We start from the raw sequence: 14164 nt of genomic DNA on the forward strand, positions 1-14164 counted from the left end.
GTCATGGACGTGCGCAGCACGGCGGAAGACGCGGCGGTGACCTACCGCTACGTCCGGGTCGGGCTGGTCGCCCTGGTGGTGTTCCTGCTGGTGTCGCTGGGTCTGACCTGGGCGCACACCTGCCTGCAGGATTCGATCAGCGCGTTCTTCTACACCCGCACACACGCCGTGTTCGTCGCCGCCCTGTGCGCGATGGGCAGTTGCCTGATCGTCTACCAGGGCAGCCGGCTCGGCGAGGACGCGCTGCTCAACTTCGCCGGGTTCCTGTCCTTCGTGGTGGCACTCATCCCGACCGGCAGCGCCGAGGTCTGCGAGGCCTGGCTGCCCACGGTGTCCGACCCGTTCGGCGCCACCGCCAACAACATGATCGCGCTGTTCGTCGCGGCCGCTGCCGGCATCGCCCTGTACCTGGCGCTGGAGCGCCTGCGCCCCAGCCAGCCGCCGCCCACCTGCGCGGGCGCCGACTGCGCGGAGGCGCCCGCCGGTTGGAAACGGATGGCCCAGGTGCTCCGCGCGATCGAGCCGTGGCTGCCCAAGGTGCTGGCCGGGGCGGTGCTCATCGGCGGGTTGCTGCTGTTCTGGCCGGCCTTCCGCGATCGCGTGCACGTGATCGCCGCGACCGCCTTGTTTCTGGCCATCACCCTGGTCGCGGTGTACCACGCCTGCTACGCGAAGGCCGCCGAGCGCACCCGGCGCGCCCGGTTCTACGCGTGGATCGCCGTGCTCATGCTGCTGACCGTGACGGCCACCATCGTCTTCCTGACCATCGACGTGCACTACGCGGTGTTCGCCGCCGAACTGGTGCTGATCCTGCTGTTCGGCGTGTTCTGGGCTGTGCAGACCTGGGACGTCTGGGATCTGTGGGACCGCTACCCGGAGGAGGCCGTGCCCGCCCTGGCCGAGGAGGAACCGACGGCCGCCTGACCGGGCCGTCTCGATCTCGGCCGGGCAACGGTCACGACACAACACCTCCGCGGCCAGGCAACCCTCGCTGCGCTACCGATACAGTTGGACCCGATGAGCCGCCCTGTAACGCCCGCCCTGACCGTTAGGTACGAAGGGTCCTCACGCACCTTCTCCGCAGGCAATGACGTCGTCGTCGGCCGCGATCTGCGTGCCGACGTCCGCATCGCCCACCCCCTGATATCCCGCGCGCATCTGGTGCTGCGGTTCGATCAGGGCCGCTGGATAGCCATCGACAACGGCAGCCTCAACGGCATGTACGTCAACGGCCAGCGGGTGCCGACCCTGGACATCACCGACGGCCAGTACGTCAACATCGGTAATCCCGACGGTCCGCAGCTGGTCTTCGAGGTCGGCCGGCACCAGGGTTCGGTGGGCAGTCCCCCGCCGACCGAGGCGGTCCCCACCGCGGGCGGACGGGCCAGCGCGTCCTGGCCGACCCAGCCCCCGGCGCAGCCGCCCGCCCCGCCCGCGTGGCCGACCGGCGGCACTCCGTCGCAGCCAGCCCCGCGTTACCCGGCCGGGCCGCCCCCACAGCCGCACTACCCGACCGGTCAGCATCCGTACCCGAGCGGTCAGTACCCGAGCGCGCCGCGGCCGGCCTACCCGCCGCAGCCGGCCTCCCGGTCGCAGCCGATGTACATCCCGCCGGCCGACCCGGCGCAGACCGCCATGGGCCCGACGGCGGTGGCCCGTCCGTCGGAGAACAACCTGGCGACGAGCATGCTCAAGATCCTGCGTCCCGGGAAGGCACCCGAGGTGCCGCCGGGCGGGATCAAGATCGGTCGCGCCACCGACAACGACATCGTCATCCCCGACGTCCTGGCGTCCCGGCACCACGCCACCCTGGTCACCGGACCCGGTGGCACCGAGATCCTCGACAACCGCAGCATCAACGGCACCTTCGTCAACGGCCAGCGTGTCGATGACGCACTGCTGCGCGAGGGTGACGTGGTCACCATCGGCAACGTCGACCTGGTGTTCACCGGCGGCACGCTGGTCCGCAAGTCGGAGACCCAGGCCGCGACCCGCACCGGTGGCCTGGAGGTCCGGGGTCTGACCTGGACCATCGAGGGCAACAAGACGCTGCTGAACAACATCTCGATCGACGCCCGGCCGGGCACCCTGACCGCGGTGATCGGCCCCTCCGGCGCCGGCAAGTCGACGTTCGCCAAGCAGGTCGCCGGCCTCACCCACCCGACCTCGGGCACGGTGTCCTTCGAGGGGCACGACATCCACGCCGAGTACGCCTCGCTGCGCTCCCGGATCGGCATGGTCCCGCAGGACGACGTGGTGCACGGTCAGCTGACCGTCAAGCAGGCCCTGATGTACGCCGCCGAGCTGCGGCTGCCCCCGGACACCACCAAGGAGGACCGCGAACGCGTCGTCCTGCAGGTCCTCGAAGAGCTTGAGATGACCAAGCACCTGGAGACCCGGGTGGACAAGCTCTCCGGTGGGCAGCGCAAGCGCGCCTCGGTGGCGCTGGAGTTGCTGACCGGTCCGTCGCTGCTGATCCTGGACGAGCCGACCTCGGGTCTGGACCCCGCACTGGACCGCCAGGTGATGACGATGCTGCGCCAGCTCGCCGACGCCGGGCGTGTGGTGCTGGTGGTGACGCACTCGCTGACCTACCTCGACGTCTGCGATCAGGTGCTGCTGTTGGCCCCGGGCGGCAAGACCGCGTTCTACGGTCCGCCCAGCCAGATCGGACCGGAACTGGGCACCACCAACTGGGCCGACATCTTCTCCTCGGTCGCCGGTGACCCCGACGATTCGCATCAGCGCTACCTGGCCCGCAGCGGGCCCCCGCCGCAGGCGGAAGCCTCCGAGCAGCCGGGTGACCTCGGCAAGCCGGCCAAAACCAGTGTGCGCCGGCAGTTCTCCACGATCGCGCGCCGCCAGATGCGGTTGATCGTCTCCGACCGCGGCTACTTCGCGTTCCTGGCGGTGCTGCCGTTCATCATGGGCGTGCTGTCGCTGTCGGTGCCCGGCACCGTCGGGTTCGGCGTGCCCGACCCGATGGGCGACGCCCCCAACGAGCCGGGTCAGCTGCTGGTGCTGCTCAACGTCGGCGCCATCTTCATGGGTACCGCGCTGACCGTCCGCGATCTGATCGGCGAGCGCGCCATCTTCCGCCGCGAACAGGCCGTCGGGTTGTCGACGACGGCGTATCTGATGGCCAAGGTCTGCATCTATGCGGTGTTCGCCATCATCCAGTCCTCGATCGTCACCGCGATCGCGATCGCCGGTAAGGGCGCGCCCACCCAGGGCTCGTTGACCTTCCTGAGTCCGACGCTGGAGCTGTTCGTCGTGATGGCGGCGACGACGGTGACCGCCGCGATGGTCGGTCTGGCCCTGTCCGCGCTGGCCAAGTCCAACGAGCAGATCATGCCGCTGCTGGTGGTGGCGGTGATGAGCCAGCTGGTGTTCTCCGGCGGCATGATCCCGGTGACCGACCGCCTCGTGCTCGATCAGCTGTCCTGGTTCACCCCGGCCCGGTGGGGTTTCGCGGCCTCGGCCTCCACGGTGGATCTGATCCACCTCGTGCCGGGCCCGTTGACCCCCAAGGACGCGCACTGGGAGCACACCGCGTCGGCCTGGTGGTTCGACATGGGCATGCTGGCGCTGCTGAGCGTGGGCTACCTGTCGTTCGTGCGCTGGAAGATCCGGCTCAAGACGGCCTGAGTCGTCGTGGCGGCTTACGCGTCGCGGCCGCAGGGTGTGAGGACATTGCTCTGGAATCCCTAGGGCGAGATCGACCTGAGGGTTCCCCGATTCCCCGGCTTCCGGCTGCTCTACGACCGTGAGCTCAATCTCGCGCCGAGATCGAGCTCAGGGTCGTGAATTCCCGCTCGTCGCGCGCAATTGGCGACCCTGACGTCGATCTCGCCCAAGCATCTGCGCGGGGATATCTGTCTGAAGCGGCGGTGTCGGGGCTGGTCGAAGCTGCGCGGCTATTCGCCGTGCACGTCGAGGCCGTGCGCGGCGGCGAAGGCCAGGCCCTGCTCGATGTTGATGCGCGCGCCGCGCGCCTTCGCGGTGGTCCAGAACGTCGGGTCGACCCGGGCGCCGCGTAGATCGGCCTCGTCGAACTTGGCGTTCTGTACCCGCGCGCCGCTCAGGTCGGCGCGCTGCAGCACGGCCTTGCGCAGATCGGTGCCCACCAGGTTGGCCTCGCGCAGCCGGCAGTCCGACAGGTCCACCGTGCGCAGATCGCACCCGCCGAGCACGCTCAGCGACAGGTCCACCTCGATGAACCGGACCGGCCGCAGCCGGGTCTCGGTGAACACCGAGCCCAGCAGGCTGCACTGGCGGAAGGTGCTGTGCGACAGCGCAGCGCGGCGGAACGTGCAGTTGCGGAACGCCGAGCCCAGGTGCTCGGACTCGGTGAGGTCGACGCCGCTGAAATCGCATTCGTCGAACACCACCCGCTCGGTGCGCAGCCGGCTGAGGTCCTCGTCGCGGAAGTCGTGGCCGGTGAACTCACGGTCCACCCAGACCTGATCGGGTTCGGTCATGAAGCCAACGCCGCCAGGGCGTACTCGGTGACCGCGATCAGGGCTGCCCGCGCCGACTGTCGATCGCGGGCGTCCACGGTGACGATCGGGATGTACTCCGGTAATGCCAGCGCCTGGCGCACCGCGGGCACCGGATGCCGTGGCGCCCCGTCGAACTCGTTGATGGCCACGATGAACGGCAACTTGCGGGCCTCGAAGAAGTCGATGGCGGCGAAACTGTCCTGCAGGCGACGCAGGTCGACCAGGATGACCGCACCGATGGCACCCCGGATCAGGTCGTCCCACATGAACCAGAACCGGCGCTGGCCGGGAGTGCCGAACAGATAGAGGACGAGATCGTCGGCCAGGGTGATCCGCCCGAAATCCATCGCCACCGTGGTGGTGCTCTTGTGCGGGGTGGCCTCCAACCCGTCGACGCCGGCGGACGCGGCGGTCACCAGAGCCTCGGTGCGCAGCGGCATGATCTCCGAGACCGCGCCGACGAAGGTCGTCTTGCCGGAGCCGAAACCGCCGGAGATGACGATCTTGGTCGAAGCGGATGGCCGGTCATAATGCCCGAAGGCCACGCAGAGTCCTTCCGATCAGTTCACGGCGGTCGTCGAGCGAGGCGGTGTCGCCCAGCGTCGTGTGCACCCGAAGATACCCCTCCACGACGAGGTCTCCGATCAGCACACGCGCCACACCGAGGGGCAACTCCAGGCGCGCCGCGGCCTCCGCGACCGAGGGACTGTTCTCGGCAAGAGCCAGGATCCGGGCCCGCACATCGCTGCTCGGCCAGCGCGGCGCCGGACCGGTCGTCGACGGGCTGACCGGTGCTTCCAGCGGCAGGTCCACCCGCGCGGCGGTGCGCCCGGCGGTCAGCGTGTAGGGCCGCACCATGTCCGCCACGTCCACCGTATCGGTGGACTCCCAGGCGTCGGACGGGGGCTGCATTGCCGGCTCAGCTATCGCCGGCTCAGCTGTGGTGTCGGGCACGTCGTCCCGACTGGATGACATTGCCCACTTGCTCCACCAGAATGGCCATCTCGTAACCGATCTGGCCGATATCGCAGGACCGGGTGGCCAGGGTGGCGAGGTTGGATCCGTCGCCGACCCGCATCAGCAGCAGATAGCCGTTCTCCATCTCCACGATGGACTGCATGACGTGCCCGCCCGCGAACAGCTGCGCCGCACCGGTGGACAGGCTGGCCAGCCCCGACGCCACCGCGGCCAGCTGGTCGGCCCGCTCGGTGGGGATGTGTTCGCTGGCGGCCATCAGCAGCCCGTCCGCGGAGACCAGGACGGCGTGCGAAACCCCGGACACCTCGCGGGCGAACTTGGCCACCAACCAGTCCAGCGATTCGCGGGTACTCATGCGCGGTGTGTTCCTCCGGTGTCGCGGGACTGCGATCGGCCGGCATGCACCCCGCCGAAGTGGCTGCTGAGGCTGGCGCGCACGGCGGCCGGATCCGGTAGCGGGCCGGTGACGGGCTCCGATTCCGGCGTGGCTTCGTCCTCGCCGACGTCACCGGCCCCGGGTACCAGCCGTTCCCCGGGCCTGCGGACCGGCAACCCCTCCAGCGTGTGTTCGGTGACCGGGGCGTCCTCGGCCGAGGCAGCCGCCGACCAGCCGTGGTCCCATACCGACTTCCAGTCCAGATCGGCACCGGCGCCGAATTCGGTGGGATCGATCAACCATTCGGAGAGCATCTTCTGATAGATGGCATCGTCGGCCGACCCGGCGTCCTCCCGCTGCGCCGGCCGCTCGGGTTGGGCCGGCGCCTCCCCGAAGCCGCTGGATCCCGGATTACGCTGCGGCAGACCCGATATCGGTGGGGCGATGACTTCGTCACCGGATTCGGGTGCCGGCTCGACGTGAGGCGGGGGCTGCTGCGGCACCGGGGCGAAGGACAGCACCTCGGCCACCGGGGCGGGCGCGAACTCGGTGCGTACCGGGCCGCCCGGCATGCCCGCAAGCAACTCGACGGGCACGTAGACACCCGCGGTGAGTCCCGAATTCGGTTCTCCGGCAACGGTACTGCGCAGACGCACGACGAGCCCGTGCTGGTCGGCCAGCCTACCGACCACGAACAGGCCCATGTGCCGGGCAGTGTACGAATTGACCTCGCCGCCGGACTTCAATCGGGTGTTGGCCACCCGCAGGTCGGCTTCGGCCATGCCCAGGCCGGTGTCGCCGACCTCGATGACCAGTGCGCCGTTGGCGGTGCGCACCGCCGAGACCCGCACCTGCGAGTCCGGCGGCGAATACCGCAACCCGTTGTCCATCAACTCGGCCAGCACGTGCACCAGATCCGCGGCCACCGCGCCGCTGACCTCGCAGTCCGCGATGGTGTCGGTCACCACCCGGGTGTACTCCTCGACCTCGGAAGCGGCCGCGTTGATCACCGCGGCCACCGGGACCGGGTCGGCCTGCTCGCGGGCCACTCTGGTGCCGGCCAGCACCAGCAGATTGGCGCCGTTGCGGCGCATCCGGGCGGCCAGGTGGTCCAGCCGGAACAGGCTGTCCAACCGTTGCGGGTCCTGTTCGTCGCGTTCGAGTCGGTCGATCAGCGCCAGCTGTTGATCCACCAGGGACCGGCTGCGCCGGGACAGCGTCTCGTACATGTCGCTGACCTGCACCTGCAACCGGGCCTGCTCACCGGCCAGCAGGACCGCCTGTTCGTGCAGTTCGTCGACCGCGTGCGCGACCTGGCCGACCTCTTCGGTGGTGTGCACCGGGATCGGACGGACCGGTCCCGGGTCTCCCCCGGTGCGGACCTGTTCGAGTTCGCGGGCGAGTTCGGTGTGCGCGACCTTCAGCGCGCTGTCCCGCAGCCGGCGCAACGGCCGAACCAGCGACCGTGCCACCAGCGCCACCACCAGCAACGCCAGCACGAGCACGGCGAGCACGATGACGGCGTCGCGGATGGCGGCGCCGCGTTGGGCGGTGGCCTGCTCGTCGACCGCGGTGGTCAACGATGCGGTGGTGGTGTCGATGAGCTCACCGGCAATGGTGGCGGTGACCTGGATGGACTGGGTCAGCTCCGGGTTGTTCACCAACACCGCGGCCGGGTTGGCCATGATCGACATCCGCAGGATGAACTGCTCCTGCAGGGTTTTCGACTCGTCCGAGCCGACGCCGAGGATCTGCGTCATGCCGAACAGGGTGGACGGTTCGGTGCCCGCGACCGTGTTCATCGAGGTGCGCAGTTCGGGCTCGGGGACTTCCCCGCCGAGGTTGACCAGTAGCTGCTGCATCATCATCTGGCCCCGGGCGCCGATGGCGCGGGACAGTCCCAGGGCGTCGGAGCGGACCTGCGCATCGTCGACCCGCACGGAACCGGTGATGGCGTCTTCGGCGGTCAACAACAGCGGCGCGTAGGTGGTGACCTTGTCGCGCAGGCTGATTGAGTTGGCGACCACCTTGTTCACCAGGTCCTGGCCGCCGCGCAGGATCTCGGTGACGCCGTCGCGCACGTCGGGCAGCACGTCCGTCTCGTCGAGCCGGCGTTCCAAAGCCGCGCGGTTGCTGTCGAACTCGCTCAGCACGGACTGGGCCTCACCGCCCGCGGATCCGGCGAGGACGGCCGCGTCGAGCGACGCCATGTAGCTTTCGATCGCGGGGACCATCTCGGTGCGGTCGGCGGCACGCCGCAGGTCGGCGGCCTCGGTGAAACCGGAGTAGATGCGCATCCCGCCGAACGTCGCCGCCAGCACCAGCGGGACCAGCACGATGGCGAACACTTTCCAGCCGACGGGCCAGTTCGCCAACGCCCATCGCGGCGGACGCTTCACGGCATGCGCTGCGGCGCTGTCGAATTCGTTGCGGACAGAAGTGACCGGCGACGCGGCGTTCACCGTCATCAGGATCTGCGAATCGTTGTTGGCGCGTCGGTCATATGCTTCCTGCTTTTGCCCACCATCGGGCCGGCGTGGCACGCCTGGCAATTTGTCGAGTATGGCAGCCGCGCGGGGCGGATTCCACACCTCGATACCGACCGCGCACAGTTCGTGACCGTTACGTTGCGCAGCTGTGGCGATGGGCGAAACAGGTGCCGTCGGCGTCAGTTGATGGCGGTGGACCGGCTGAGAACGGCGACGAGGAACTCCGAATCCTGGGTGAACGGGCGCAGATCCCACGTGGAGAACAACAGGTCGGGCACCAAACCGGCGTGTTCGGCATCGGCGAGGAACTCGTCGTGCGGGTAGTCGCGGCCTGCCCCGAATCCGATGACCGCGCGCCCGCCGTCGGCCAGATGGGCCCGCATCCGCTGCAGCACGCGCCCCCGGGTGCTCGGGGCCAGGAACGTCATCACGTTGCCTGCCGACACGATGACGTCGAAGGGTTCACCGATCCCGCGCGCCGGCAGGTCGAGTTCGGCGAGGTCGCCGACCAGCCACCGGGGCCCCGGGTGATCCTGCTCGGCGGCCGCGATGAGCGCCGGGTCCACGTCGACACCGACCACGTCGTGGCCGGCCGCGGCCAGGTATCCACCCACCCGGCCGGGCCCGCACCCGGCGTCCAGGATCCGGGCGCCGCGCGGCACCATCGCATCGACCAGGCGGGCCTCACCGGAAAGATCCTTCCCCGCGCGTTCCATCTCCCGAAAACGTTCGATGTACCACTGCGAATGGCCGGGATCGGCCGCGACTTTCTGCATCCAGAGGCTCTGCTCGACCATGCGCCCATTATCCGCAGGGGATGATGGCCCGGTGTTCAAGGTGATGTTCTTCTCCCCGCGTATCGCGCCCAATACCGGCAATGCGATCAGGATGGTGGCCGCCACCGGGTGCGAACTGCACCTGGTCGAACCGCTCGGTTTCGACCTGTCCGAGCCCAAGCTGCGCCGCGCCGGGCTGGACTACCACGACCTGGCGTCGGTGACGGTGCATCCGGACCTGCCCGCGGCTTGGGCGGCCATCGCCCCCACCCGGGTCTATGCGTTCACCGCGCATGCCGAGCGGTCGTTCGCGCAGGTGGACTACCAGCCCGGTGATGTGCTGCTGTTCGGCCCGGAACCGACCGGTCTGGACGAGCAGACGCTGGCCGACCCGCATATCACCGCGCAGGTCCGCATCCCGATGCTGGCCGGGCGGCGGTCGTTGAACCTGTCCAATGCCGCGGCGGTCGCCGCCTACGAGGCGTGGCGCCAGCAGGGATTCGCCGGCGCGGTCTGACCGTTCGCCCAATCGAATAAACGGGCGCCGAAGTGCGAGGAAGATCGTGCCGAAACGTCAATCCCGGTGCGAGCAGGGCTACCAGGTGTCCCAGTGCGCGAAGTTCTCCGCGGGCAGGCGCTTGGCCTTCTTGAAGTCGGTGCCCTTGGTGTAGGCGATCGGGAACAACCCGGCCTGCGCGTACTGGTCGAACGGGATGCCCAGCACCTCGGCGGCCTGCTTCTCACCGTCGCCGAGCAGGTGCAGCGTGGTCCACGCCGAGCCCAGCCCGCGGGTCCGCAGCGCCAGCATGAAACTCCACACCGCCGGCAGCAACGACCCCCAGTACGACGCACTCATCCCGGCCGGCGCACCGTCGGGGCGCCCCTCCAGACACGGCACCAACAGCACCGGTGCCTGCTCGAAGTTCTCGTTGAGGTACTTCGCCGAGTCGGTCACCCGGACGATCTGCTCATCGCGAATGTCTCCGCGTTCGGGCTTGGGCAGGTCCAGATACGGGTTGGCATTGGTCCGGTAGATATCGGCCAGCGCCTTCTTCTTGGCCGGGTCCTCGACGAAAACCCATTGCCAGCCTTGCGCATTGGAACCCGTCGGCGCCTGCAGCGCGATGTCGAGGCATTCCAGCAGGACCTCGCGGGGCACCGGCTTGTCGAAGTCGAGCCGCTTACGCACCGAGCGGGTGGTGGTCAGGACTTCTTCCGCAGTCAGGTTGAGTGTCATACCGCGAGACTACATTCGCGGTCATGACTGCAGACCTGACTTCAGAAGTCACCGAACGCCTCGTGTCCGACCACTACGGGTGGCTGACCACCGTCACGAAATCCGGTTTACCGGTACCGAAACTGGTGTGGTTCTTCTTCGACGGCTCCGAGATCGTCGTCTACACCGCGCCCGGTTCGGCCAAGGTGCGACATGTCCGTGCGCACCCGCAGGTCAGCCTGAACCTGGATTCCGACGGCCACGGCGGCGGGATCATCGTGCTCGGCGGGACGGCGCGAGTGGACACCGAGGACTCCGACCCCCGCGAGGACGGGCCGTACTGGGCGAAGTACGGCCCGGTGGCCGATGAGTTCGGGCTGACCGAGTCGATGTCGGGTTACGGGGCCCGGCTGCGGATCAGCATCGACAAGGTGTGGACGACGCCGACGGAGTGACCGTCACTGGAAATCTCTGGACCGCGACCGCACCTTCAGATCGACCGGGCCCATCCGGTCGGCCAGCACGGTGACCGCACCGGTGGCGTTCTGCACGATGCCGCGGATGATCAGCGCCGGGGCGCTCTGCGCCAGCTTGCGGTGCCGCGCCCACACTCCGGGCGCACACAGCACGTTGACCATGCCGGTCTCGTCCTCCAGGTTGACGAAGGTGACGCCCTGGGCCGTCGCCGGGCGCTGCCGGTGGGTCACCGCCCCGGCCACCAGGATCCGGGTGCCGTCGGGCACCTTCAGCAGGTCGGCGGCGGGCACGACGCCCATCGCCGCCAGATCCTCGCGCAGGAACTGGGTGGGATAACTGTCCGGGGAGACACCGGTGGCCCACACATCGGCGGCCGCGAGTTCCAGTGCGCTCATCCCCGGCAGCGGCGGGATGTGCGAGGACGATCCCACTCCCGGGAGCCGGTCCGGTCGCTCCGCGGCCGCTGCGCCCGCGGCCCACAGCCCTTCGCGCCGGGTGATCCCGAAGCAGCCGAGCGCCCCCGCGGTGGCCAGCGCCTCGGTCTGCGGTACCGAAAGTTGCACTCTGGCAGTGAGATCCAGCAGGGACGCGAACGGCCCGTTCGCCATCCGCTCGTCGACGATCCGTTGTGCGAGTTCGTCACCGATGTGCCGGACACTGCCCAGGCCCATCCGCACGTCCAGCCCGTCGTTCGCACAGGTGGCATGCGCCAGGCTGGCGTTGACGTCCGGCCCGTGCACGGCCACCCCGTGCCGGCGGGCATCGGCGACCAACGACTGCGGCGAGTAGAAACCCATCGGCTGGGCCCGCAGCAGCGCCGCGCAGAACACCGCCGGATGGTGCAGCTTGAACCATGACGAGTAGAAGACCAGCGAGGCGAAGCTCAGTGAATGACTCTCCGGGAAACCGAAATTGGCGAATGCCTCCAACTTCTCGTAGATCTTCTCGGCCACCGCGCCGGTGATACCGTGCCGGTCCCGCATGCCCTGGTAGAACCGGTCCCGCAGCCGGCGCATCTTCTCGGTCGACCGTTTCGAGCCCATCGCCCGGCGCAACTGGTCCGCCTCGGCCGGGGTGAATCCGGCGCAGTCCACCGCCAATTGCATCAGCTGTTCCTGGAACAAAGGCACCCCGAGGGTCTTGCGCAACGCCGGCTCCATCGACGGGTGATCGTAGACGACCGGTTCGATACCGTTGCGCCGCTTGATGTACGGGTGCACCGACCCACCCTGGATGGGGCCGGGGCGGATCAGCGCGACCTCCACCACCAGGTCGTAGAAGATCCTCGGCTTGAGTCGGGGCAGGGTGGCCATCTGCGCGCGGGACTCGACCTGGAACACCCCGACCGAATCGGCACGCTGCAGCATCTCGTAGACCGCCGGCTCGGACAGATCCAGCTTGGACAGGTCCACCTCGATGCCCTTGTGCTCGCGTACCAGGTCGATGGCGTAGTGCAGGGCCGACAGCATGCCGAGGCCGAGCAGGTCGAACTTCACCAGACCGATTGCCGCGCAGTCGTCCTTGTCCCACTGCAGCACACTGCGGTTCTCCATGCGGGCCCACTCCACCGGACACACATCGGCGATCGGACGGTCGCAGATCACCATGCCGCCGGAGTGGATGCCCATGTGCCGGGGCAAGTTGGAGATCTGGGTGGCCAGGTCGACCACCTGCTCGGGGATGTCCTCCACATCGGGTGAGTCGGCCAGCCCGTTCCACCGGCTGATCTGCTTGCTCCAGGCGTCCTGCTGGCCTTGGGAGAAACCCAGTGCCCGGGCCATGTCCCGGATGGCGCTGCGCCCCCGGTAGGTGATGACGTTGGCGACCTGGGCGGCATAGTCGCGGCCGTATTTGTCGTAGACGTACTGGATGACGTCCTCGCGCAGGTCCGATTCGATGTCGATGTCGATGTCCGGTGGGCCGTCGCGGGCCGGCGACAGGAACCGTTCGAACAGCAACTCGTTGGCGATCGGGTCGACGTTGGTGACCTTCAGCGCGTAACAGACCGCCGAGTTGGCCGCCGATCCCCGGCCCTGGCACAGGATGTCGTTCTCCCGGCAGAACCGGGTGATGTCGTGTACCACCAGGAAGTAGCCGGGGAAGTCCAGTTTGTCGATGATCGCCAGTTCGTGTTCGATCTGCGCGTAGGCCTTGGGCGCCCGTTCCGGCGGGCCGTAGCGTTCCCGGGCGCCGTCGCGCACCAGTTGGCGCAGCCAGCTGGACTCGGTGTGCCCGTCGGGCACGTCGAACGGCGGCAGTTGCGGGGCGATCAACGCCAGCCCGAAGGCGCATTGCTCACCCAGATCTGCTGCTGCGGTGACGATCTCGGGTCCGAAAAGCCGTGACATCTCCTCCCCGGACCGCAGATGCGCCCCGCCCAGTGGAGCCAGCCAGCCGGCCGCGGTATCCATCGAATTGCGGGCCCGGATCGCCGCCATCGCCATCGCCAGCCGACCGCGGGCGGGGGCCGCGAAGTGCGCCCCGGTGGTGGCGACCACGGTCACGCCGTACCGCGGCGCCAGCGCTCTCAGCGCCGCATTGCGTTCATCGTCGAGTGGGTGGCCGTGATGGGTGAGTTCGACGCTGACCCGATCCGCGCCGAACCGATCCACCAGGTCGGCCAGTGCACGGCCGGCAGCCTCCGGGCCGCCCTGGGTGAAGGCTTGTTGCACATGGCCTTTGCGGCATCCGGTGAGGATGTGCCAGTGCCCGCCGGCGGCTTCGGTCAACGTGTCGAAGTCATACCGCGGCTTGCCCTTCTCACCGCCGGCCAGGTGCGCCGCCGAGATCTGACGGGACAGCCGCCGGTAGCCCTCCGGGCCGCGGGCCAGCACCAGCAGGTGCGGGCCGGGTGGGTCGGGCTGTTCGGTGCGCGGCACATTACCCAGCGACAGTTCGGCGCCGAAGACGGTGGACATGCCCAGTTCGCGAGCGGCCTCGGCGAACCGCACCACCCCGTAGAGACCGTCGTGGTCGGTCAGCGCGATGGCCCGCAGGTCCAGCCGGGCCGCCTCCTCCACCAGTTCCTCCGGGGTGCTGGCCCCATCCAGGAAGCTGTACGCCGAGTGCGCGTGCAGTTCGGCATACGGGACGGCCGAGCTGCGCCGCTCACCCCCGACGGCCTGATAGGCGCCGCGCTTACGGGACCAGGCCGGACTGTCCCCGCCGTCGCCGGGCGGTGGTAAGGGCAGGCCTGATCGCCGCGGCTTCTTACCGGGGCGCGGCCTGCCGTTGAGCACGCGCTCCATCTCGGGCCACGTCGACGGCCCGTCGTTCCACCCCACCCCGCCAGTGTATCGAACATCTGTTCGACAGTCAGCCGGGCGCGTCCATCCGCTGAGTGTTATGTC

Annotated in this window: 12 protein-coding genes; 4 read left to right on the plus strand and 8 right to left on the minus strand. The window is 68.9% G+C overall.

Annotation, left to right across the window (positions count from 1 at the left end):
• Nucleotides 1-3 precede the first annotated feature (3 nt).
• Entirely contained in the window at nucleotides 4-924 is a 921-nt protein-coding gene (locus tag V4U86_RS21210; protein WP_395307885.1) for a diphosphate--fructose-6-phosphate 1-phosphotransferase, read from the plus strand.
• Nucleotides 925-1017: 93 nt separating this feature from the next.
• Nucleotides 1018-3648: an FHA domain-containing protein gene (locus V4U86_RS21215; protein ID WP_395307886.1), complete on the plus strand. Its 2631-nt coding sequence runs from the start codon at nucleotides 1018-1020 to the stop codon at nucleotides 3646-3648.
• 269 nt (nucleotides 3649-3917) lie between these two features.
• On the opposite strand, the gene V4U86_RS21220 is transcribed toward V4U86_RS21215, so the two are convergent.
• The 6 genes from V4U86_RS21220 to V4U86_RS21245 all read right to left on the minus strand — a co-directional run bounded on the left by V4U86_RS21220 (nucleotide 3918) and on the right by V4U86_RS21245 (nucleotide 9142).
• Nucleotides 3918-4481 carry a pentapeptide repeat-containing protein gene (locus tag V4U86_RS21220; protein WP_395307887.1) on the minus strand — a complete coding sequence of 188 codons (564 nt, stop codon included), beginning with the start codon at nucleotides 4479-4481 and terminating at the stop codon, nucleotides 3918-3920.
• Complete coding sequence (locus tag V4U86_RS21225; RefSeq protein WP_395307888.1) at nucleotides 4478-5047, minus strand: GTP-binding protein; 570 nt, start codon at nucleotides 5045-5047, stop codon at nucleotides 4478-4480. The genes V4U86_RS21220 and V4U86_RS21225 overlap by 4 nt, the downstream gene beginning before the upstream one ends.
• Nucleotides 5028-5414, minus strand: coding sequence for a DUF742 domain-containing protein (locus V4U86_RS21230; protein WP_395307889.1), 387 nt, complete (start codon nucleotides 5412-5414; stop codon nucleotides 5028-5030). Before V4U86_RS21230 ends, V4U86_RS21225 begins: the two co-directional genes overlap by 20 nt.
• 22 nt (nucleotides 5415-5436) lie before the next feature.
• Entirely contained in the window at nucleotides 5437-5835 is a 399-nt protein-coding gene (locus V4U86_RS21235) for a roadblock/LC7 domain-containing protein (RefSeq protein ID WP_395307890.1), read from the minus strand.
• Complete coding sequence (locus V4U86_RS21240; RefSeq protein WP_395312145.1) at nucleotides 5832-8324, minus strand: HAMP domain-containing sensor histidine kinase; 2493 nt, start codon at nucleotides 8322-8324, stop codon at nucleotides 5832-5834. The genes V4U86_RS21235 and V4U86_RS21240 overlap by 4 nt, the downstream gene beginning before the upstream one ends.
• A gap of 200 nt (nucleotides 8325-8524) precedes the next feature.
• Nucleotides 8525-9142 (minus strand): class I SAM-dependent methyltransferase, encoded by a 618-nt coding sequence (locus V4U86_RS21245; RefSeq protein ID WP_395307891.1) that lies wholly within the window; start codon nucleotides 9140-9142, stop codon nucleotides 8525-8527.
• A gap of 43 nt (nucleotides 9143-9185) precedes the next feature.
• Between V4U86_RS21245 and V4U86_RS21250 the strand changes: the two genes are divergently transcribed.
• The gene (locus V4U86_RS21250) at nucleotides 9186-9638 is read left to right on the plus strand and encodes a tRNA (cytidine(34)-2'-O)-methyltransferase (protein WP_395312146.1); all 453 of its coding nucleotides are present in this window, start codon (nucleotides 9186-9188) and stop codon (nucleotides 9636-9638) included.
• A gap of 78 nt (nucleotides 9639-9716) precedes the next feature.
• Here the strand turns inward: V4U86_RS21250 and V4U86_RS21255 are convergent, their stop codons facing one another.
• Nucleotides 9717-10358, minus strand: a complete 642-nt coding sequence (locus V4U86_RS21255; RefSeq protein ID WP_395307892.1) for a nitroreductase family protein — start codon at nucleotides 10356-10358, stop codon at nucleotides 9717-9719.
• A 23-nt stretch (nucleotides 10359-10381) separates the two neighbouring features.
• On the opposite strand from V4U86_RS21255, the gene V4U86_RS21260 reads away from it, so the two are divergent.
• Nucleotides 10382-10792, plus strand: coding sequence for a TIGR03667 family PPOX class F420-dependent oxidoreductase (locus V4U86_RS21260; protein ID WP_395307893.1), 411 nt, complete (start codon nucleotides 10382-10384; stop codon nucleotides 10790-10792).
• A 3-nt stretch (nucleotides 10793-10795) separates the two neighbouring features.
• Here the strand turns inward: V4U86_RS21260 and V4U86_RS21265 are convergent, their stop codons facing one another.
• Nucleotides 10796-14098, minus strand: a complete 3303-nt coding sequence (locus tag V4U86_RS21265) for an error-prone DNA polymerase (protein ID WP_395307894.1) — start codon at nucleotides 14096-14098, stop codon at nucleotides 10796-10798.
• Nucleotides 14099-14164: the final 66 nt, after the last annotated feature.

The organism is Mycobacterium sp. AMU20-3851, assembly GCF_043974665.1.
Classification (GTDB): domain Bacteria; phylum Actinomycetota; class Actinomycetes; order Mycobacteriales; family Mycobacteriaceae; genus Mycobacterium.